Source organism: Catenibacterium sp. co_0103 (assembly GCF_004168205.1).
GTDB lineage: Bacteria > Bacillota_I > Bacilli_A > Erysipelotrichales > Coprobacillaceae > Catenibacterium > Catenibacterium mitsuoka_A.
Genome location: NZ_RCYB01000015.1, coordinates 11,223 through 31,141 on the forward strand (window position 1 = coordinate 11,223; position 19,919 = coordinate 31,141).

The following is a 19,919-nucleotide window of genomic DNA, read 5'->3' on the forward strand; positions in this document are numbered from 1 at the left end:
ATCTTTTTTTAATTTTTGCTTGTATTCCCTTACAACATTGATTATTCACTTTTTTTATATTATTATTTTAATGAATGATTTTACATTTTTGAGAAAGAGGTGGATAGTGATTTATGTCAGTCGATAATACTGAAAAGAAAAAGACATTCAAACCTCACCGTTCTAAAAGAAGATTCCCTTCTACACATCATAATGTTAAAACACAGGGAACAAAGATATTCGCATTAGGCGGTTTAAATGAGGTTGGTAAAAATACTTACTGTATTGAATGTAATGATGAAATGATTATTATTGATGCAGGTGTTAAATTTGCATCTGAAGGTCTTCCTGGGATTGATTATGTTATTCCAGATTATACTTATTTAAGAAAGAATAATAAAAAGATCAAGGGATTATTTATTACACATGGCCATGAAGACCATATTGGGGGTATTCCTTTCTTATTAAGACTAGTGAATATACCATTTATTTATGCTTCTCCATTGGCTTGTGCCATGATTAGAAGAAAACTAGAGGAACACCATCTTACACATGTAACTAAGATGATTCCTATTAACCATGAAAGTTCTATCAAAACTAAATATTTTAATATTGGTTTCTTTAATACAAACCATTCTATTCCTGAATCTATGGGGATTATTGTAAATACACCTGATGGTCGTATTGTAGAAACAGGTGACTTTAAGTTTGATTTATCTCCAGTTGCTAATCCTGCTGATTATCAGATTATGAGTTTCTTAGGTGAAACAGGTGTTGATTTATTAATGAGTGATAGTACGAACGCAGAAGTACCTACATTCTCTATTAGTGAAAAGACTGTTGCAGGACAGGTACAGGAAGAATTCAGAAAGACTGAAGGACGTATTATTGTTGCAACATTCGCATCTAATATACATAGAGTACAGCAGATTGTAGAAGCTGCTGTTAAGTTTAATCGTAAGATTCTTGTATATGGACGTTCAATGGTCAACAATATTGATGTTGCAAGAAAGATGGGTTATATCAAGTGTCCTGATCGTTTCTTTATTAAGAATGATGAAGCAAAACATCTTCCTGATAATGAAATACTAATTCTATGTACTGGATCTCAGGGTGAGGCACTTGCTGCATTAAATAGAATTGCGAATGGTACACATCGTCAGATTAAGATTAAACCTGGTGATACTGTATTATTCTCATCTAACCCTATTCCTGGTAACCAATCTTCTGTATCACGTTTAATTAATAAGTTATATCGTTCTGGAGCAAGAGTTCTAGAAAACTCTATGATTAGTAACCTTCATACTTCTGGACATGCTTCTCAGGAAGAACAGAAGCTCATGATGCTTCTTACTAAGCCTAAATACTTCTTCCCAGTTCATGGTGAACATAAAATGCTTTGTATACATAAAAAATTATATGAAGAAGTAGGCGGAAAGCCTGATCATGCATTTGTATTAAGTAATGGGGATTGTTTATGCTTAAAGGATCATGAGATATTCCAGACAAGAAGCGTACATGCAGATGATATTTATGTAGATGGTAATGATTTAACAGGTTTATCTACAGCAGTATTACATGACCGTCAGATTTTAAGTGAAGATGGCATGGTTGCAGTACTTATTAGTATGGATTCTCATGCAGGTATCTTACTTCATAAACCAGTTATTATGAGCCGTGGATTTGTTTATATGAAAGATAGTAAACCTATGATTTATGGAGCAGAAATGGCTGTGGATCGTAAGCTACGTGCTTTATTGCAGGAAAAAACAACATTTGGTGAAATTAAGAATACAATCAGAGAAACATTAACATCTTATTTCTATACTAAGACAAAGAGAAGACCGATGATTATTCCTGTCATCATGAATAAGAAATAATGAAGAAAAAGAAAATTATTCGTACTGGTATTCTTGCAATTATTGTTTTCGCATTGGTGTTGTTTGGTGGTTATACATGTCTCTTTTCTAGAACACATTATTCTTTTACAAGAATGACTTATAGTAATGGATTATTACCTGATGGTTTTAAAAACTTTAAGATTGTAAATTTATCCGATATACATATCACAACGTCTAAAGATATTGATCGTTTTGAACAAATTGTAGATGAGATAGAAGATCAAAGTTATGATATGGTTGTATTTACTGGAGACCTGTATGAAAGTAAATCTATTGAGGATGCAAGAGTACAAAAGATCTTAAAGAAGCTCCAGCCAGGTTATGGTAAGTTTGCGGTACTTGGTGATGAAGATCATGCACATGCTGAAGAAGTGACTAATATCCTTAATGAAGGTGGATTTGAAGTACTTAATAACAGTGCTCGTACTATTCATTATCGTAATAGTTCTTTTACCCTTTATGGACAATCTATTAATAGTCAGGAAGAAATACCTGCTTCTGACGGGTTTGTCTTAACCTTAAGTCATTATCCTGATAGTTTTAGTCAAAATAAAGGACATACACATTTACAGTTATCTGGACATAGTAATGGTGGGACTATCTGGTTCCCTGGTATTGGACCACTTGTAAAGTGTAATAATGCAACTACCTATAATCATGGAAGTTATACAGAAAGTGGTTCTGAGCTTATTGTAAGTAATGGTGTAGCGCCACGTCATAACTATCATTTTAAAGTATTGTGTGAAAATGAGATTATTATAATTACATTCGAGTAGGGATTTTAATCCCTACTCTTTTCTTTTACTTTCATATAAGGAGTAAGATTGGTAAAATAGAGATAGGGAAATGAGGTGATTCCCATGAAAACAAAGAAGAGCTATATCTTGAATATTGCATTAATTTTTGTGATTAGTGGTATATCTTTATACTTATCAGTAGGTTCTGAAGTCTCTACTGTATTTACAACAATTACTACAGCGCATCCTTTCTGGCTATTCATCTTATGTTTTATTATGTTTATGTATTATGTATTTGATGGACTCGCTACAATGATCTTTGCGCGTTTATATAAGAAAGACTTTACTCTTAAAGAAGGTTTTGTGAATGGACTTGTAGGTACTTTATTTAGTGGTTTAACTCCTTCTTCTTCAGGAGGACAGTTCGCCCAGGTGTTTGTATTTAATAACCAGGGAATCTCCCCTGCCATTTCTACAAGTATCTTACTCATGTGCTTTATTAGTTATCAAATAGTGATTATGGGCTTTACTGCAGTGATTATGATTGTGGATTCAGCCTACTTCTTAGATAAAGGTGTAGGTGTATCCTCTATGGCAGCCGTTGGATTTCTTATTAATGCGGTAGTCACTCTTCTATTATTTGCAGGTGCTAAAAGCAAGAAGTTCCAGAACTTTATTATAGATAAAGTAGTCTATCTTCTTTCTAAAACACCACTTATAAAAGATTATGAATCAACATGCTTTAGAATTCAGAATTACTTTGGTGAATTTAGAGAACAGATGAAAGTATTACAGAAAAATAAAAAAGCTTTATTACAGACAGTATTATGTAATATAGTGAAACTTACTATTATCTACTCTACACCATTCTTTTCATGTCTTGCTTTAGGAATAAAAGTATCAGTTACCCTATTTGTACAGTTCTTAGGACTGGCTTCTATTATTAATTTAATTAATACATTTCTCCCTATTCCTGGTGCATCAGGTGGTAGTGAAGGATGTTATATGATCTTATTTGGTTTCTTAGGAAGAGCTAATGCTTCTAGTTCTATGTTCTTATGGCGTTTCTTCTCTTTCTATTTTGGATTAATACTTGGTATGATTACATTTATCGTTGCGAAAGATACAAAACGAAAAGACGATTAAGTCACTCTTAGGAGTGGCTTTTTTGTGCACTTTTATCCAATCTGCCCAAAAATGAATTAGCACTCTTCTTGACAATGTGCTAATAAGAACTATAATACTCTTAGCAATCAAATAAAAAGAGTGCTAACAAGGAGGAATAATTATGTTGAAACCTTTAAATAAGAATATCGTATTAAAGAAAGAAGAAGTAGAAAATAAGACAGCTAGTGGTATTATTCTCACTACTGAGACAAAGAGTCTTCCTACTGTTGGAGAAGTTGTGGCAGTAGGTCCTCAATGTGAAAATGATTTAAAAGAAAAAGATCGTGTTGTATTCAAGGAATACTCAGGTACAAAAGTTAAACTTGATGGTGTTGAATATATTGTGATAGACGAGAAAGATGTTCTCGCATGTATTGAATAGGAGGAATAAGCTATGAGTAAAGAAATACGTTTTTCTAGTGATGCACGTCAATCAATGTTGAAAGGTGTGAATACTCTTGCTGATGCAGTAAGTGTCACACTTGGTCCTAAAGGTAGAAATGTAGTATTAGAGAAGAGTTATGGTTCTCCTTTAATTACAAATGATGGTGTTTCTATTGCCAAGGAAATAGAATTAGAAGATCATTTTGAAAATATGGGTGCAAAACTTGTATATGAAGTAGCCAATAATACAAATGATATTGCAGGTGATGGTACAACAACTGCTACAATTCTTGCAAGAGATATGATTGTGAATGGTATGAAGCAGGTTGAAAAAGGTGCAAACCCTGTACTTATGAGAGAAGGTATTGAAAGAGCCTCTAAAGCAGTGGCAGAAGTATTATTAAAGAATTCTCATAAGGTAGAAACAAGCAGAGATATTGCATCTGTTGCGACTATTTCTTCTTCTAATAGTCATATTGGTGAATTGATTGCTCAGGCTATGGATAAGGTTGGTAGAGATGGTATTATCAATGTAGATGAATCTAATAGTTTTGATGATGAATTAGAAGTCAATGAAGGTATGCAGTATGATAAGGGTTATGTATCTCCTTATTTTGTAAGTGATACAGATAAGATGGAAGTAGAAATGGATAACCCACTCATCTTAGTCACTAATCAGAAGATTACTAATTTACAGGAAATCCTTCCAGTACTTGAACAAGTATTAAAGGCTAATAAACCATTATTACTTATTGCAGAAGATTATGAGAATGAAGCGATTTCTTCTCTTGTATTGAATAAGTTAAGAGGTGCCTTTAATGTCGTAGCTACTAAGGCTCCAGGATTTGGTGATAAACAGAAAGAAATGTTGGAGGATATTGCAGTATTAACTGGTGCTAAATTCTACAACAAGGAGCTTAATATGAAGCTTTCTGATTTAACTATTGATAATCTTGGTACGATCAAGAAAGTGATTGTAAAGAAAGACAATACTACTCTTATTGGTCATAGTTCAAGTGAGGCAGTGAATAAACGTGTAGAAGAATTAAAGACACAATTAACTCATACTAAGAGTGATTATGAAAAGAAGACCCTAAAAGAACGTATTGGTAAATTATCTAACGGTGTTGCAACAATTAAAGTCGGTGCAACAACTGAAGCAGAATTAAAAGAAAAGAAATTAAGAATTGAAGATGCTCTTAATGCGACTAAGGCCGCTGTAGATGAAGGTATCGTTGTTGGTGGTGGTGCTGCGTTAGTAGAAGCCTATGAAGAATTAAAGAATCAGGTCAGAGATACGAATGTAGATATCCAGAAGGGTATTAACGTAGTTATGAATTCTTTATTTGCGCCTCTTACTCAGATTGCAATCAATGCTGGTTATGATGAAGAAGAAATTGTATCTATCCAGAAGACTGCTGAAAAGGACTTTGGATTTGATGCAAAGACAGGTGACTGGGTCAATATGTTCGAAACAGGTATTATTGATCCTACTAAAGTCACTCGTAGCGCATTATTAAATGCGGCTAGTATTTCAGCCTTATTCTTAACAACTGAAGCAGGTGTGGCAGAACTTCCTAAGAAAGAAGAACCACAACAGCCTGTTATGCCACAAGGTGGCATGTATTAAAAAAAGCCAGAAATTCTGGCTTTTCTTATTACTTACAAAACTGATATGTTAGTTCTCCTAGAATCTGAATACCTTTTTCGATATTCTCCATAGAAGCAGCTGAGAAGTTCATACGAATAGATTGACATGGCTTAGTACTATCTACCATGAATTCATTACCTGGTACGATGGCTACATGCTTCTTAATAGAAGACTGAACGAATTCTGGCATTCTGACTCCATCAGGTAAATCAAACCATATAAACATACCACCTTCTGGTTCAATGACATGAATAGAAGGATGGAAATACTTCTTGATCATCTCTAACATGAAGTTACATTTCTTTGCATAAAGAGACTGTAAATGTTTAATATGTGCATCCATATCTGTTTCTCTTAAGAAAGCATCCATCATATATTGTGAAAGATTGTTTGTATGGTTATCTCCTGATTGTTTAGCCATAAAGAGTTTAGAGATAATATCTTTACTTGCACAGATGATTCCTGTACGCATACCTGGTGAAATAATCTTAGAAAGACTGGCTGCATAAACAACACGATGGTCTTGATCTAAAGATTTAATAGAAGGAACTTCTTCTCCTGTAATACGTAAATAACCATAAGGGTTATCTTCTAGAATAACTACATCATACTTTACTGCAAGGTTATAGATTTCTTTTCTTTTTTCTAGAGATGTTGTGACTCCGGTAGGATTCTGGAAGTTAGGAATTGTATAGAATACCTTTGGTCCTTTCTTAAAGGCTTCTTCTAGTTCTTTTAGATTTACACCATCTTCTTCTAAAGAAACACCAAGCAGCTTTGCCCCATTACATTTAAATGAGTTTAAAGCACCTAAATAACTTGGGTTCTCTACTACAACATAATCTCCTTCATCACAGAATATCTTAGACACAAGATCTAAGCCCTGCTGTGATCCTGTTGTAATAATAATATCATCATCACTTGTACATATACATTCATGCTTATTAATGAATGACTTAGAAGATTCTATTAAGCCTGTATAACCCTGAGCAGAGCCATACTGCAAAACTTCATAAGTCTTTTCTTGAAGAATCTTATGTCCTACTTCTTCTAGTTTCTCCTGTGGAATAGCTTCTGGATCAGGGAATCCACTCGCAAAACTAATATAGTCTACCGTACCATTCTCACTTGCATCAGCCATGACACTTCTAATGGCTGATTTTTTTACGTTTTTCATCTTATCTGCGTATCTCATATATGTCACTCCATTCACTTTTTTCTCATTCTACTACTATTATTTGAAATCACCTAATTATTTTTTTATATCTGCGTAAGTTATAATCTGAATATCGTGATCCTTGATGTACTGTTTGAATTCATCACTCTTAAGTAATTCTAATTCCTTGATACGATTCATATTGTAGCTAGATACGTTCATGAGTCTTTCATCAACTAAAGCAGGATGACAAACAAGTTCTACTGTATCATAGCCTTCTGTTGAGCAGATTTCTTTGAATGTTTCAAAGCTTACACCATCTTTATAAAATTCACAACGTGCTGGGAAGTAGTTTTCATCCACATATCTTGTTTGTCTAATAGGAAGGTTATATTCCTTGGCTAAACGCTTGATGACTTCTAATTGTCTATGCTCCATATGAACATAGTGATGAGAATCTAGATGAGTAGGAAGATGTCCTGTGTGTGCGATGAAAGCTTCTATCTGTGCTTTCCATTCTTCATAGACTTCATTTGGTTCTCCATCTGGGAATTCATCTTCATAAGCACTTGGTCTTAGGAAGTTTCCCTCTTCATCTGTATAGCTTTTCTTGCCAGGTAATAATGGTTTACCAGCAGTTAAAGTTAAATGAACACCAATTCCTAGATCAGGATAAGCCTTTGCCTTGTCTAGGGCCCACAAAGCATATGGCATATTCATCATGACTGTAGTGGAACTTACAAGTCCCTCTTCGTGAGCAAGAAGGATACCTAGGGAGTTTCCTTCACACATACCAAAATCATCAGCATTAATAATTAATTTCTTGATCATACTTTTCACCTCTAGAATCCATTGTACTAAATATTATAAGAACAGTCACACATATCGAGAAAATGATGTATAATACAAGTCAAAAGGAGACCGTTATGAAAAATACAATTACTGGATATACAGGTTTATATGGGGTTGTCGCAAATCCTATTAAACATTCTTTTTCACCAATGATGCATAATACTGCATTTCAAACATTAGGTATTAATGATGTTTATCTTGCATTTGAAGTGACTAAAGATCAGTTAGATGATTATATTACGTCCGTTAAGACATTACCTATTAAGGGATACAATATTTCTATGCCTTATAAACAGGATATGATGAAATATATGGATGAACTCACAACACAGGCAAGACTTGCGAAGAGTATCAATACTGTAAAGAATGAGAATGGTAAACTCATTGGTCATATTACTGATGGAGAAGGTTTTGTGATGGCCTGCCGTGATAAAGGATGGGGTATTGCGAAACACAAGATTGTAGTGCTTGGTGCTGGTGGTGCAGCAAGTGCCATTATTATTTCTCTTGCTTTGGCTGGTGCTAAAGAGATAGTAGTTTATAATCGTTCTGATAAGCCATTTATTAAAGAACTCAATAAGAAATTAGACTGCCCTATTACTTTAAAGAAAATTGATCAGGAAAGTATAAAGGAAGATTTAAAGGATACTTATTTATTAGTTAATACAACAAGTGTTGGTATGGCACCTCATCCTGAAGGATGTATAATTGAGAGTGCTGATATGTTACCTGATGGTTTAAAAGTAGCTGATATTATTTATAACCCTAAGGAAACAAAGCTATTAAGTTATGCAAGACAAAGAGGTCTTGATTATATGAATGGAGAACGTATGATTGTCTATCAGGGTGCATGTTCTTTTAAATTCTGGACAGGAAAGGATATGCCTATTCATGAAGTCAAAGTAGCGTTAGGAATGGAGGAAAGCGAATGAAAGAGATCGTAGTTGCAACAACAAATAAAGGAAAACTTAAAGAGATTTCCGCAATGTTGGAAAAGTTAGGGATTGAAGTAAAGTCTATTAAAGATGTATTAGGTTATAATCCTGATATTGAAGAAACAGGGACTACTTTTACTGAAAATGCAGTGATTAAGGCTGAAACAGTGATGAATATGATTCATATGCCTACTCTTGCAGACGATTCTGGTTTAGAAGTAGATGCATTAGATAAACAACCTGGTATTTATTCTTCTCGTTTTATGGGTGAAGATACAAGTTATGATATTAAGAATCAGTGGATTATTGATGCTGTAAAAGATAAAGAAGATAAGACAGCACGTTTCGTATGTGCGATGGCTTTGGCTATTCCTGATGAAGAAACAAAGACTTTCTTAGGTACTTTTGAAGGAGAAATCAATGATTGTATTGATGGTGAAAATGGCTTTGGTTATGATCCTATTTTCTATTATCCACCATTAAAGAAGACTTCTGCAGTGATGACTATGGAAGAAAAGAATAAAGTCTCTCATCGTGCAAAGGCATTAAAAGCTTTATATGATTATTTAGAGGAGGCACATAAGTAATGAATCATGTTGTATTAGTACATCCTGCGATTCCACAAAATACAGGTAATATTATGAGAACATGTGCAGCGACACATACACCTTTACATATTATTAAACCTACAGGGTTTAAGTTAAATGATCCAAGAATGAAAAGAGCAGTTATGGATTATTTTGATCACCTCACTTTTAAAGTGTATGAAAACTTTGAAGAGTTTGAAAAAGAGAATCCTGGTATTTATCATTTCTTTACACGTTATTCTAAGAAAGTTTATAGTGAAGATGATTTTAAACAGGAAGGTGAACACTATCTTTTCTTTGGTCATGAGCATGATGGTATTCCTCATGATATCTTAAAGAAGTATATTGATGATTGTGTACGTATTCCTATGTATGGAGATTCACGTAGTTTGAACTTATCTAATACTGTAGCCATTGGTGTTTATGAAGCATTAAGACAGCAAGGTTATCCTGATTTATCTACAGTAGAAGTTCAAAAGGGAGAAGACTTCTTATACAATGAAGAAATTTAAAGGTATTCTTTTAACTGTATGTTTGACTTTTTTGATTATTGATTGTGCTATTCTCTTAGTCACATTTGTGCCTGTACTCTATCCTTCTTCATTAATAGCCTCTAATATTGGGGTAAGTGAAAAGGTTGTAAGAGAAAGTTATATGACAATCATTCACTATTTAAGTCTATTCTCTCATAAAGCACTTTCTACCCCTGCTTTTCCTATGACTAAGAATACTGCTTTTCATTTTTATGAAGTAAAAGTATTAATGAATCGTTTAGAAGTGATTGGGTTAGTGATACTTATTGGAACTATTTATCTCATTTACTCTACAGTCAAAGAGAAAGATTATAGACCATTTAAGTGGGCAGGATTCACTACTTTAGGACTCGTATTTATTGTAGGTGGAACAGCCTATGTTGATTTTGACGGGGCATTCACAATGATGCATCATATCCTTTTCAACAATAACTACTGGCTGATTAATCCTGATATTGATCCTATTATCAATATCTTTCCTGAAAGTTATTTTGTGACATTGGGGATTGCGCTATTTAGTTTAATTGGAATAGGTGTTCTTATTAATTTAGGTATATATTTCAAACATATTAATTGCATTAATACAAATAAATGAGTATAATTTATGAAAAATAGACACGAGATTCTCGTGTCTTTTCATATGAAGGAGTTATAAATGAAAGAAATGATTAAAGACTTCTTAGATGAGTTATCTTCATCTTCACCTACTCCTGGTGGTGGAGGTGCTTCAGGACTAGTAGGCGCTATTGGATGTGCTTTAGGACTCATGGTAGGTAACTTAACTGTAGGTAAGAAGAAATATAAAGATGTAGAAGATGAAATAAGAGAAATCATAGAGAAGTTAGAAGACTTAAAGAAGAAGCTTGTAACTTCTGTAGATGATGATGCAGAAAACTTCAAGCCTCTTGCAGAGGCTTATAGACTTCCTAAGAATACTGAGGAAGAAAAGAAACATAAAGAGTTTGTGATGGAGTCATGTTTATTGGATGCATCTCTTGTACCATTACAGATCATGGATTTAAGTTATCAGTCTTTAAAGTTATTTTCTACTTTAAATGAGAAAGGTTCAGTGATGGCAATCAGTGATGTAGGTGTTGGTGTACAATGTTTGCGTAGTGCGTTGACTGGTTCTATTATGAATGTCTATATTAATACGAAGTCTATGAAGAATAGAGAAATGGCTGAGAAGATGAATAAACGTGCTGAGAAGCTATTAGTTGAAGGGCAACTGCTTGCAGATGAAATAACTAATAGTGTTATTAAAAAGTTAGGAGGAGCGTCATGTTAGAGTTAAGAGGAAAAAAGGTTTCTGATGGGATTAAAGAATATGTATCAAAAGAGTTAGAAACATTATCTTTTGTACCTAAGCTTGCGATTGTGAGAGTAGGAGAAAATCCTGATGATATGAGTTATGAGCGTGGTGCAACTAAGAAATTAAAGTCATTTGGTTTAGATGTGGCTTCTTATGTTTTCCCACAGGATATCAGTGATGAAGACTTCAAGAATGCTTTTAAAGATATTAATGAAGATGATGAAGTGACAGGAATCTTATTATTAAGACCACTTCCTCGTACTATTAATGAAAAAGATATTGAAAATATGATTGATCCTAAAAAGGATTTAGATGGTATTTCTCCTATTAATATTGCGAAGGTGTTTGCGGGAGATACAACTGGATTTTCTCCATGTACTGCAGAAGCAGTTATTGAAGTATTAAAGGCATATGATATTGAGTTAACAGGTAAAAGAGTGACTGTTGTAGGAAGAAGTATGGTTGTAGGTAAACCTGTGTCTATGCTGCTTCTTAAAGAGAATGCGACAGTAACTATGACTCATACAAGAACTGTTGATTTAAAGAAGACATGTTCTGATGCAGAGATTGTGATTGCAGCTGCAGGACGTGCAAAGATGTTAAATAGTGATTATTGTGGACAGGATGCCGTGATGATTGATGTAGGAATCAATGTGGATGATAATGGTAAGTTATGTGGTGATGTAGACTATTCGACTCTTGATGGCAAAGCCTCTGCCGCTACACCTGTTCCTGGTGGTGTTGGTACCATCACAACTGCAGTACTTGCAAAACATTTAATCCAGGCAGCTAAAATGCGTTAAAGACCTCTTTCGAGGTCTTTTTTTCGTATAATAAAAGACAGCTTTCGCTGTCTTTGCACACAATTATATTATTCAAAGAATTTGTATTCTTCAAAGTAAGCCTGTGGATGGTTACAAGCTGGGCATACTGTAGGAGCTTCTAAAGATTCTACTACAAATCCACAGTTGTTACATTTCCATAGTACTTTATGATCTTTCTTGAATACTGTGCCGTCTTCAATCTGTTTAGCAAGTTTTAAGTATCTTTCTTCATGCATCTTTTCAGCCATAGCGATAGCTCTTAAGATAGCTGCGATTTCAGGTAATCCTTCTTCTTCAGCTTTCTTAGCAAATTCTGGATACATATGTGTCCATTCTTCGTTTTCACCAGCAGCTGCAGCTTTTAAGTTTTCTACAGTTGTCCCCATTAATACTGGGAATTCACCAGCAACAGGTAATGTTTCTCCCTGAGCAGCAGTGTTCATAAGTTTCATCAAACGTTTCGCATGTTCTTTTTCCTGGTTAGCTGTTTCTTCAAAGATTTTAGACACTTCTACATAACCTTCTTTTTTCGCAATACTAGACCAGAAAGTATAACGATTTCTTGCCTGTGATTCACCTGCAAATGCAGCCATTAAATTCTTTAATGTTTCAGTTCCTTTTAAATTAGACATCTTCTTTATCCTCCTTCATATTCTTACAATCATTACAGACTCCTTGAAATAACATATCAACATGTGTGAGGCGTACTTGATCTAGTTCTTCTATATCATGAACAAGTTCATCAAATGCACCATGTGGAATATGTATATCCACAATCTTTCCACATTTTGAACATACCATATGATGATGTGGTGTCACATTACCATCGTAATGTACAGTCACACCATCTATATTTAATTTTCTGATATACCCATTTTCGACTAAAACATTCAGATTACGATAAACAGTACCTAGTGATATATCCGGAATGCTTCTTCTTACATGAGAATAAATAACTTCTGCTGTAGGATGCGTATGATCATTCACAAGCATATCATATATCGTATCTCGCCGCTTAGATCTTCTAAGTTTTGTCTCCGCCATATGTCCTCCTCTCCTAATCAGTAATGATTACTACTATTAGTATACTATTTACTAGTAAGAATGCAAGCCAGATGGATTATTTTGACAAAATTGTATGTATAAGTGTATAGAAATCATTGGTTGCATAAACAAGAGGATCAATTACATACACAGGAACAGAGACAATGGACTCTATATCCCCTTTTAAATGCATGACTGAGGGAGATAAATAAAGTGCATCATAATCTCCTTCTACTTCTTCTAATGAAGAAAGACTCACTGATTCTACTTCTAGATTAGATTTTTCTATTGTCAGACTTTCTTTCATTAGACTAATTAAATAACTAGAAGAAAAACCATCCTGGTCTACAATCCCTACTTTCACACGTTTAGGGTCTGCATCTCTTAAAAAGACAACCATAAAATCTCTATAATAAGATAAAAACTGGGATAAGTTCTTTAAAGTATAATGGAGATAGAAATAGATTTCTTTCCCTTCTTCATCTGTGATTTGTTCTTCTATTATGCCATTATGCCAGACAGTTAAAAAAGCGACACGATTCTTTAAATAAAAACGTACAGTATGATAATCTTTAGTGTCTTCAATAATGTCACATCTGACATTTTTCATATTCTTTCTTGTATAGTAATAAGACCATTTAAAAACAATCATCAAATAGGTCTTTTGATAAAATTCATCCATATCCCTCACCTATAATAATCATATCATAATTCAACTATTTTTTTTGATGATTATGTTCTGTTTTGCATTCCTTTTTGTGTATGATAAAATGTATTTGAGAGGCAGGTGAGTATTAGTGAAGAGAATTTTTGTCATGTCTGATTTACATGGACAATTTGTGTTATTGCAGCTGATGCTCAATAAGATTCAATTCACTGATGAAGATGAGTTATATATCCTAGGTGATATTATGGATCGTGGTCCTAATTCAATTGATATATATTACTTTGTGAAAGCAATGCCTAATGTTCATATGATCAAGGGTAATCATGAAATCATGATGAGACAATCTTTAGCAGCCAGCTTAAAATATAATGATTTAGATTCTGATTTGAATAATGCATATCGTTTATGGAAACAGAATGGTGCAACAGGTACTGTAAATAGTATAAGAGAGTTCTTACAGAAGGATTCTATTCCTTATGAGGAATATTTTGATATAAAGAAAGAGTTTGTACAGGAAATTATTGATTTCATTGATAGTCTGCCTAATTATATAGAGCTTGATTATCAGGGCAAGCATTATGTGATGGTGCATGCAGGAGTGGATCCTGAGGTAATCAATATAGAAGATAGTGATCCTGAATTACTTGCCTGGATTAGAGAATATTTCTATATGAATCCATGTAATCCTGAATATACTTATATATTTGGTCATACGCCTTTATGTTATGTGAATGATGATCATTCTTTTAATATCTGGTACGATCCTGATTATCATAATAAGATTGGTATTGATGGTGGACTCGCTGTGGCAGATAGAGGACAATTAAATTGTTTATGTTTAACAGATGGTTCTTCTTATAAAATACCTTATAAAGATGGTCAGCCAGGAGAATTACAACGTATTATAAAAGACTTAAAGTAAAACGGAAGGGAACTCCCTTCCGTTTATTCGTTTATCTAAATAGATACTAATTATTTTCTAAACATTGCTAATATTTCTTCTGTTGGTCGACTTAGATGATTTTCTCGTAAATATTTTGACAAACCACGCAAATCATAAAAATATTCTCCTGGTTCATACTCTGAACCATTTTCTATAGTCCCGGCATATAAACCTTCAAAGCCTTGCTCTGGTGTTGGATCTGGTATTGGTTCAAATTTATCCTTCATTATTCATCACCCCTTGTATTTATTAGTTAGAATAAACAACTAATCACTCATTTTCTATAGTTAGTAATGTTTTATTTTCTGACAACAAATGTGTTTTGATATCTTCGGGAATATGATCATCAGTAATGATTGTATCAATACGTTCTTTTAACTGAAGAGGTACGACACCATGTGAATTGAACTTTTCACTTTCAGTTAAGACAATAATATGTTCTGCCTGTTCAGCCATATCTCTAACAGCCTGTGCACGCAAATGATCACTATTTGTGAAACCTACACGAGGATTATAACCATCAGCACCAATAAATAACTGATCAACACAGAAATTTTGAGCACATTGTGCCACGATAGGTCCTACCATAACCTGTGAATCTTTCTGGTAAGCACCACCTAGAAGAATCACATTGGTATTCTTTTTATCGCGAATATATCCTGCAATAAAAGCACTGTTAGTCACAATAGTGACATCTAGTTTTTCTGATGCGATTGTATCTGCAAGAATCGCACAGCAGCTCCCACTTTCAATCATAATGGTATCTCCATCATGAATAAGTTCTGAAGCCTTTTGTGCAATTCTTTTCTTTATTTCATAATGATAAGCTAAGCGTCCATTGATATCATCCTTATTCGCAAGGATGGCATAGCCATGTCCTCTTTTAATAATCCCTTTTTCTTCAAGTGCATCTAAGTCCTTACGGATAGTGACATTGGATACCCCAAGTATTTGAGATAATTCATTGACTTCTATTTTCTTTTCTTTTGTAAGTAGTTCTAATATTTTGTTATAGCGGTCTTTCATAGATTACCTCCGCACTCATTATATTAATCTAGAAGAAACAATTCAACCCACACTTGATGAACTCATTTTGATAATCCACTAAATCTTCAGGATGTAATGCTTCTACTTCATGAAGCTTATAGTCTTTACCAAGTAGTTTATATTTATTTTCACCAAATTGATGGAATGGAAGAAGCTGTACCTCTTTTGCACCTGCTTCTTTAATACATGTTGCTAGTTCTTTCGCATCTTCTAATGTTTCATTAAAGCCAGGAATAACAGGTATTCTAGGTAATACATTAAGACCCTGTTCAATAGCCCATTTGAAGTTCTTTTGAATGACTTCATTTGTGACATGTGTTCCCTTCTTATGTTTCATTGGATCAGCCTGCTTCACATCAAATAATAAGAGATCAAATAACGGAGCTGCTTTCTTAAACTTCTCATGATCCACAATACCTGTTGTTTCAATCGTAAGATGAAGTCCTTTTTCTTTTAATGCATGGACAAGAGCCATCATGAAATCATATTGCACCATAGCTTCTCCACCAGATAAAGTCACACCACCATTAGATTCTTCATAGAAATCAATATCCTGCATACAGATATCAACAACTTCTTCTACTGTCTTTACTTCACCTTCCTGCGTTAAGGCTTTCCCAGGACAGGCTTTGACACATTTCATACAATGATCACATGTTTTATGATCAATTCGAATCAAGCCATCCTCCATCTTTATAGCCCCTTTAGGGCAGGTATGTACACATGTTTCACAATGAAGACATTTCTCATTATTGTATAAAACCTGAGGACTCACTGCCTGACTCTCAGGATTAGCACACCATTCACATCTTAATGGACATCCTTTAAAAAACACTGTTGTACGAATACCAGGTCCATCGTGAATACTAAATTTCTGTATATTAAATATAATTCCTTCCATATCATATCCCTCTTTTCGCTTCTATCCTATCATTTCTACTTATGTTTCGCAACATAAAAAGTTTCATATGAAAGTTTATGATATTATTTTCATAATTTATAGTTGACTGATAACGCTTTTGTGCGTATGATGTGTTTGTAATGAAAGATATAAAACTTACGTATGAAACTTTAGGAGGAACAAAAATGGAAAATACTCAGCATTTTGGTCAGTTAACTGAAAGAATGAAAGCTTTCAGAGAAGAAGTATTAGATGAAAAGCCTTATGTAGATGGAGAACGTGCTGTTCTTGCGACTGAGGCTTATAAGGAAAACTTAAATCAGCCACGTGTAATGGTTCGTGCAAGAATGTTGAAGAAGATTCTTGAAAACATGTCTATCTATATTGAAGATAAAACACTTATTGTAGGTAACCAGTCTACAAAGAATTGTAATGCACCAGTATTCCCTGAATATACAATGAAGTTCATCATGGATGAATTAGATCTTTTTGAAAAGAGAGATGGTGATGTATTCTATATCACTGAAGAAACAAAACAGCAGTTAAGAGATATTTCCCCTTTCTGGGAAAATAATAACCTACGTGCAAGAGGTGAAGCTTTACTACCTGAAGAAGTAAGTGTGTTTATGGAAACAGGTGTCTTTGGTATGGAAGGTAAGTTGAATGCCGGGGATGCACATCTTGCAGTTAATTATGAACGTATTCTTGCACAGGGCTTAAAGGGTTATGAAGCTTATACAAGAGAAATGAAAGAAAAGCTTGATTTGGCTCAGCCAGATAGTGTTGATAAGTATATGTTCTATAATTCAGTTTTAACTGTTATTGAAGCCGTACATACATTCACACTTCGTTATAGTTCTCTTGCAAAGGAAATGGCAGAAAAAGAAACAAATCCTGCAAGAAAAGAAGAATTATTAGAAATAAGCAGAATTTGTGCAAAGGTGCCTTATGAACCTGCTCATTCATTCCGTGAAGCAATACAGTCTGTATGGTTTATTCAGTTGATTCTTCAGATTGAATCAAATGGTCATTCATTAAGCTATGGACGTTTTGACCAGTATATGTATCCTTACTATATTAAAGATATCAACGAAAAGAAGATCACTGAAGAAGAAGCATTAGAACTTCTTACTTGTTTATGGATCAAGACACTCACAGTCAATAAGGTACGTTCACAGGCTCATACATTAAGTTCAGCTGGTTCTCCAATGTATCAGAATGTGACTATTGGTGGTCAGACTACTGACAAGAAGGATGCAGTGAATGAATTAAGTTTTGCGGTATTAAAATCAGTGGCTCAAACAAGACTTACTCAGCCTAACTTAACTGTACGTTATCATGCAAACCTGAATAAACATTTCTTTGATGAATGTATTGAAGTAATGAAGCTTGGATTTGGTATGCCAGCATTAAATAATGATGAAATCATTATTCCTTCATTTATTAACTGGGGTGTTAAGGAAGAAGATGCTTATAATTATAGTGCTATCGGATGTGTAGAAACAGCTGTTCCTGGTAAATGGGGATATCGTTGTACAGGTATGTCTTATATCAACTTCCCAAGAGTATTATTATGTACAATGAATAATGGTGTTGACTTAACTACAAACAAACGTTTCACTAAGGGCCATGGTTACTTTACTGAAATGGAAACTTATGAAGATTTACTTGCAGCATGGGATAAAACAGTAAGAGAAATGACACGTTATAGTGTTATTGTAGAAAACTTTATTGATAAGGCATCTGAAAGAGATGTGCCTGATATTCTATGTTCTGCATTAACTGATGACTGTATTGGCAGAGGTAAGACTATCAAAGAAGGTGGTGCAGTGTATGACTTCATTTCAGGTCTTCAGGTCGGTATTGCGAATATGGCAAACAGCTTAGCTGCTATCAAGAAGCTTGTTTATGATGAAAAGAAGATTACAAGAGAACAGTTATGGAATGCGATCTTAGATGATTTCCAGTCACCTGAAAACAAGAAGATTCAGGAAATGTTGAATGATGAAGCACCTAAGTATGGTAATGATGACGATTATGCAGATAACTTAATTGTAGAAGCATATGATTCTTATATTGATGAAATCAAGAAATATCCAAATACTCGTTATAATAGAGGTCCTATTGGTGGTATTCGTTATGCAGGTACTTCTTCAATTAGTGCCAATGTAGGTCAGGGTATGGGTACAATGGCTACTCCTGATGGAAGAAATGCACATGAACCACTCGCTGAAGGATGTTCTCCAGCACATAACACAGATAAGAATGGTCCTACTGCAGTATTCAAGAGTATATCTAAGCTTCGTACTGAAAAGATCACAGGAGGCGTACTTCTTAACCAGAAGATGACACCTCAGATGCTTTCTACAGAAGAAAATAAACAGAAACTAGAATTATTGATTCGTACATTCTTTAATCGTCTTCATGGTTACCATGTACAATACAACATCGTTTCTAAGGAAACTTTAATAGATGCACAAAAGCATCCAGAAAATCATAAGGACTTAATTGTACGTGTTGCAGGATATAGTGCATTCTTCAATGTATTATCTAAGGCAACTCAGGATGATATTATCGGTAGAACTGAACAGAGTTTATAGGAGGAAAAAACAATGGAATTTATTATTGATACAGTAGATTTAGAAGAAATTAGAGATGCAGTGGATCACTTACCAATCGTAGGTGTCACTAGTAACCCAAGTATTGTAAAGAAGACAAGCCCAAAGGATTTCTTTGGACATATGAGAGAAATCAGAAAAATCATTGGTGATGAACGTTCTTTACATATTCAGGTTATTGCGACAGAAGCAGATGAAATCGTGAAAGAAGCACATAAGATCTTTGAAGAAGTAGATGACAAGGTATATGTAAAGGTCCCTACTACTTATGAAGGTGTTAAAGCAATGAAAATCTTAAAGGCTGAAGGGAAAAATGTGACTGCCACAGCTGTTTATGATTTGATGCAGGCTTATATGGCACTCGCAGCAGGTGCTGATTATATTGCACCATATACAAATAGAATTGGAAACTTAGGAAATGATCCTTTTGAATTAATGGCTCATTTATCTAATAGAATCGTAGAAGATGGTTATGACTGCAAGATTCTTGCTGCAAGCTTCAAGGGTGTACAGCAGGTAAGAGATGCATTTAATGCAGGTAGTCAGGCTATCACTGCACCAGTCAGCGTATTAAAGGCAATCTTTGAAAATCCAAGTATTTCTAAAGCTGTGACTGATTTCAATAATGATTGGTATTCAGTATACGGAGAAGACAAAGGTCTTTGTGATATGTAAACATTG

General features: G+C 34.2%; 22 protein-coding genes. 14 read left to right on the forward strand and 8 right to left on the reverse strand.

All coding sequences use genetic code 11. The features are described from left to right. Positions 1-113 precede the first annotated feature (113 nt). From EAI80_RS04205 to groL, 5 genes are all read left to right on the forward strand, one after another. Complete coding sequence (locus tag EAI80_RS04205; RefSeq protein WP_022425581.1) at positions 114-1,859, forward strand: ribonuclease J; 1,746 nt, start codon at positions 114-116, stop codon at positions 1,857-1,859. Further along, complete coding sequence (locus EAI80_RS04210) at positions 1,859-2,656, forward strand: metallophosphoesterase (protein WP_129981038.1); 798 nt, start codon at positions 1,859-1,861, stop codon at positions 2,654-2,656. The genes EAI80_RS04205 and EAI80_RS04210 overlap by 1 nt, the downstream gene beginning before the upstream one ends. A gap of 84 nt (positions 2,657-2,740) precedes the next feature. Then, positions 2,741-3,763 carry a lysylphosphatidylglycerol synthase transmembrane domain-containing protein gene (locus tag EAI80_RS04215; RefSeq protein ID WP_129981039.1) on the forward strand — a complete coding sequence of 341 codons (1,023 nt, stop codon included), beginning with the start codon at positions 2,741-2,743 and terminating at the stop codon, positions 3,761-3,763. 142 nt (positions 3,764-3,905) lie between these two features. Next, positions 3,906-4,166 carry a co-chaperone GroES gene (locus EAI80_RS04220; RefSeq protein WP_006504310.1) on the forward strand — a complete coding sequence of 87 codons (261 nt, stop codon included), beginning with the start codon at positions 3,906-3,908 and terminating at the stop codon, positions 4,164-4,166. A 12-nt stretch (positions 4,167-4,178) separates the two neighbouring features. Further along, positions 4,179-5,798 carry a chaperonin GroEL gene (groL, locus tag EAI80_RS04225; protein ID WP_129981040.1) on the forward strand — a complete coding sequence of 540 codons (1,620 nt, stop codon included), beginning with the start codon at positions 4,179-4,181 and terminating at the stop codon, positions 5,796-5,798. A gap of 28 nt (positions 5,799-5,826) precedes the next feature. Here the strand turns inward: groL and EAI80_RS04230 are convergent, their stop codons facing one another. Further along, positions 5,827-7,014: a PLP-dependent aminotransferase family protein gene (locus tag EAI80_RS04230; RefSeq protein ID WP_129981041.1), complete on the reverse strand. Its 1,188-nt coding sequence runs from the start codon at positions 7,012-7,014 to the stop codon at positions 5,827-5,829. Positions 7,015-7,071: 57 nt separating this feature from the next. Then, a complete protein-coding gene (gene chbG, locus EAI80_RS04235) occupies positions 7,072-7,806 on the reverse strand; it encodes a chitin disaccharide deacetylase (protein ID WP_129981042.1) in 735 nt (244 codons plus the stop codon). A gap of 95 nt (positions 7,807-7,901) precedes the next feature. Here chbG and aroE point away from each other — a divergent pair, with 95 nt between their 5' ends. The 6 genes from aroE to EAI80_RS04265 are packed head-to-tail and all read left to right on the forward strand — an operon-like array spanning position 7,902 to position 11,997. Next, complete coding sequence (aroE, locus tag EAI80_RS04240) at positions 7,902-8,759, forward strand: shikimate dehydrogenase (RefSeq protein ID WP_238634399.1); 858 nt, start codon at positions 7,902-7,904, stop codon at positions 8,757-8,759. Further along, a complete protein-coding gene (locus tag EAI80_RS04245) occupies positions 8,756-9,349 on the forward strand; it encodes an XTP/dITP diphosphatase (protein ID WP_129981044.1) in 594 nt (197 codons plus the stop codon). The genes aroE and EAI80_RS04245 overlap by 4 nt, the downstream gene beginning before the upstream one ends. Further along, complete coding sequence (locus EAI80_RS04250) at positions 9,349-9,861, forward strand: tRNA (cytidine(34)-2'-O)-methyltransferase (protein WP_006504316.1); 513 nt, start codon at positions 9,349-9,351, stop codon at positions 9,859-9,861. Before EAI80_RS04245 ends, EAI80_RS04250 begins: the two co-directional genes overlap by 1 nt. Further along, positions 9,848-10,477 carry a TIGR01906 family membrane protein gene (locus tag EAI80_RS04255; RefSeq protein ID WP_129981045.1) on the forward strand — a complete coding sequence of 210 codons (630 nt, stop codon included), beginning with the start codon at positions 9,848-9,850 and terminating at the stop codon, positions 10,475-10,477. The genes EAI80_RS04250 and EAI80_RS04255 overlap by 14 nt, the downstream gene beginning before the upstream one ends. Before the next feature lie 60 nt (positions 10,478-10,537). Continuing rightward, positions 10,538-11,170 carry a cyclodeaminase/cyclohydrolase family protein gene (locus EAI80_RS04260; RefSeq protein WP_129981046.1) on the forward strand — a complete coding sequence of 211 codons (633 nt, stop codon included), beginning with the start codon at positions 10,538-10,540 and terminating at the stop codon, positions 11,168-11,170. Then, positions 11,164-11,997, forward strand: a complete 834-nt coding sequence (locus EAI80_RS04265; RefSeq protein ID WP_129981047.1) for a bifunctional 5,10-methylenetetrahydrofolate dehydrogenase/5,10-methenyltetrahydrofolate cyclohydrolase — start codon at positions 11,164-11,166, stop codon at positions 11,995-11,997. The genes EAI80_RS04260 and EAI80_RS04265 overlap by 7 nt, the downstream gene beginning before the upstream one ends. A gap of 68 nt (positions 11,998-12,065) precedes the next feature. Here the strand turns inward: EAI80_RS04265 and rbr are convergent, their stop codons facing one another. The 3 genes from rbr to EAI80_RS04280 form a co-directional block, all read right to left on the reverse strand. Beyond that, complete coding sequence (gene rbr / locus EAI80_RS04270) at positions 12,066-12,650, reverse strand: rubrerythrin (protein WP_129981048.1); 585 nt, start codon at positions 12,648-12,650, stop codon at positions 12,066-12,068. Beyond that, positions 12,643-13,062, reverse strand: a complete 420-nt coding sequence (locus EAI80_RS04275; RefSeq protein ID WP_129981049.1) for a transcriptional repressor — start codon at positions 13,060-13,062, stop codon at positions 12,643-12,645. The genes rbr and EAI80_RS04275 overlap by 8 nt, the downstream gene beginning before the upstream one ends. A 76-nt stretch (positions 13,063-13,138) precedes the next feature. After that, positions 13,139-13,744 carry a hypothetical protein gene (locus EAI80_RS04280; protein WP_129981050.1) on the reverse strand — a complete coding sequence of 202 codons (606 nt, stop codon included), beginning with the start codon at positions 13,742-13,744 and terminating at the stop codon, positions 13,139-13,141. A 115-nt stretch (positions 13,745-13,859) separates the two neighbouring features. On the opposite strand from EAI80_RS04280, the gene EAI80_RS04285 reads away from it, so the two are divergent. Continuing rightward, positions 13,860-14,651 (forward strand): metallophosphoesterase, encoded by a 792-nt coding sequence (locus EAI80_RS04285; protein WP_238634407.1) that lies wholly within the window; start codon positions 13,860-13,862, stop codon positions 14,649-14,651. Positions 14,652-14,701: 50 nt separating this feature from the next. Here the strand turns inward: EAI80_RS04285 and EAI80_RS04290 are convergent, their stop codons facing one another. The 3 genes from EAI80_RS04290 to EAI80_RS04300 are packed head-to-tail and all read right to left on the reverse strand — an operon-like array spanning position 14,702 to position 16,620. Then, on the reverse strand, positions 14,702-14,899 hold the full coding sequence (locus tag EAI80_RS04290; RefSeq protein ID WP_192924000.1) for a hypothetical protein: 198 nt from the start codon (positions 14,897-14,899) through the stop codon (positions 14,702-14,704). A 43-nt stretch (positions 14,900-14,942) separates the two neighbouring features. Continuing rightward, positions 14,943-15,698, reverse strand: a complete 756-nt coding sequence (locus EAI80_RS04295) for a DeoR/GlpR family DNA-binding transcription regulator (RefSeq protein ID WP_129981052.1) — start codon at positions 15,696-15,698, stop codon at positions 14,943-14,945. A 28-nt stretch (positions 15,699-15,726) separates the two neighbouring features. Continuing rightward, on the reverse strand, positions 15,727-16,620 hold the full coding sequence (locus EAI80_RS04300) for a glycyl-radical enzyme activating protein (protein WP_129981053.1): 894 nt from the start codon (positions 16,618-16,620) through the stop codon (positions 15,727-15,729). Positions 16,621-16,805: 185 nt separating this feature from the next. Here EAI80_RS04300 and EAI80_RS04305 point away from each other — a divergent pair, with 185 nt between their 5' ends. Next, positions 16,806-19,220: a glycyl radical protein gene (locus EAI80_RS04305; RefSeq protein ID WP_129981054.1), complete on the forward strand. Its 2,415-nt coding sequence runs from the start codon at positions 16,806-16,808 to the stop codon at positions 19,218-19,220. Positions 19,221-19,232: 12 nt separating this feature from the next. After that, the gene (locus tag EAI80_RS04310) at positions 19,233-19,913 is read left to right on the forward strand and encodes a fructose-6-phosphate aldolase (RefSeq protein WP_006504381.1); all 681 of its coding nucleotides are present in this window, start codon (positions 19,233-19,235) and stop codon (positions 19,911-19,913) included. The last annotated feature ends 6 nt before the right edge of the window (positions 19,914-19,919 follow it).

Bases quoted from the DNA above. Each gene is read 5' to 3' on its own strand.
- EAI80_RS04210 (WP_129981038.1), top strand. From the start codon at position 1,859: ATGAAGAAAAAGAAAATTATTCGTACTGGTATTCTTGCAATTATTGTT.
- EAI80_RS04300 (WP_129981053.1), bottom strand. From the start codon at position 16,620: ATGGAAGGAATTATATTTAATATACAGAAATTTAGTATTCACGATGGA.
- EAI80_RS04260 (WP_129981046.1), top strand. From the start codon at position 10,538: ATGAAAGAAATGATTAAAGACTTCTTAGATGAGTTATCTTCATCTTCA.
- EAI80_RS04290 (WP_192924000.1), bottom strand. From the start codon at position 14,899: ATGAAGGATAAATTTGAACCAATACCAGATCCAACACCAGAGCAAGGC.
- EAI80_RS04205 (WP_022425581.1), top strand. From the start codon at position 114: ATGTCAGTCGATAATACTGAAAAGAAAAAGACATTCAAACCTCACCGT.
- EAI80_RS04255 (WP_129981045.1), top strand. From the start codon at position 9,848: ATGAAGAAATTTAAAGGTATTCTTTTAACTGTATGTTTGACTTTTTTG.
- groL (WP_129981040.1), top strand. From the start codon at position 4,179: ATGAGTAAAGAAATACGTTTTTCTAGTGATGCACGTCAATCAATGTTG.
- EAI80_RS04245 (WP_129981044.1), top strand. From the start codon at position 8,756: ATGAAAGAGATCGTAGTTGCAACAACAAATAAAGGAAAACTTAAAGAG.
- EAI80_RS04265 (WP_129981047.1), top strand. From the start codon at position 11,164: ATGTTAGAGTTAAGAGGAAAAAAGGTTTCTGATGGGATTAAAGAATAT.
- rbr (WP_129981048.1), bottom strand. From the start codon at position 12,650: ATGTCTAATTTAAAAGGAACTGAAACATTAAAGAATTTAATGGCTGCA.
- EAI80_RS04215 (WP_129981039.1), top strand. From the start codon at position 2,741: ATGAAAACAAAGAAGAGCTATATCTTGAATATTGCATTAATTTTTGTG.
- EAI80_RS04250 (WP_006504316.1), top strand. From the start codon at position 9,349: ATGAATCATGTTGTATTAGTACATCCTGCGATTCCACAAAATACAGGT.
- aroE (WP_238634399.1), top strand. From the start codon at position 7,902: ATGAAAAATACAATTACTGGATATACAGGTTTATATGGGGTTGTCGCA.
- EAI80_RS04275 (WP_129981049.1), bottom strand. From the start codon at position 13,062: ATGGCGGAGACAAAACTTAGAAGATCTAAGCGGCGAGATACGATATAT.
- EAI80_RS04220 (WP_006504310.1), top strand. From the start codon at position 3,906: ATGTTGAAACCTTTAAATAAGAATATCGTATTAAAGAAAGAAGAAGTA.
- EAI80_RS04305 (WP_129981054.1), top strand. From the start codon at position 16,806: ATGGAAAATACTCAGCATTTTGGTCAGTTAACTGAAAGAATGAAAGCT.
- EAI80_RS04280 (WP_129981050.1), bottom strand. From the start codon at position 13,744: ATGGATGAATTTTATCAAAAGACCTATTTGATGATTGTTTTTAAATGG.
- EAI80_RS04310 (WP_006504381.1), top strand. From the start codon at position 19,233: ATGGAATTTATTATTGATACAGTAGATTTAGAAGAAATTAGAGATGCA.
- EAI80_RS04295 (WP_129981052.1), bottom strand. From the start codon at position 15,698: ATGAAAGACCGCTATAACAAAATATTAGAACTACTTACAAAAGAAAAG.
- EAI80_RS04230 (WP_129981041.1), bottom strand. From the start codon at position 7,014: ATGAGATACGCAGATAAGATGAAAAACGTAAAAAAATCAGCCATTAGA.
- chbG (WP_129981042.1), bottom strand. From the start codon at position 7,806: ATGATCAAGAAATTAATTATTAATGCTGATGATTTTGGTATGTGTGAA.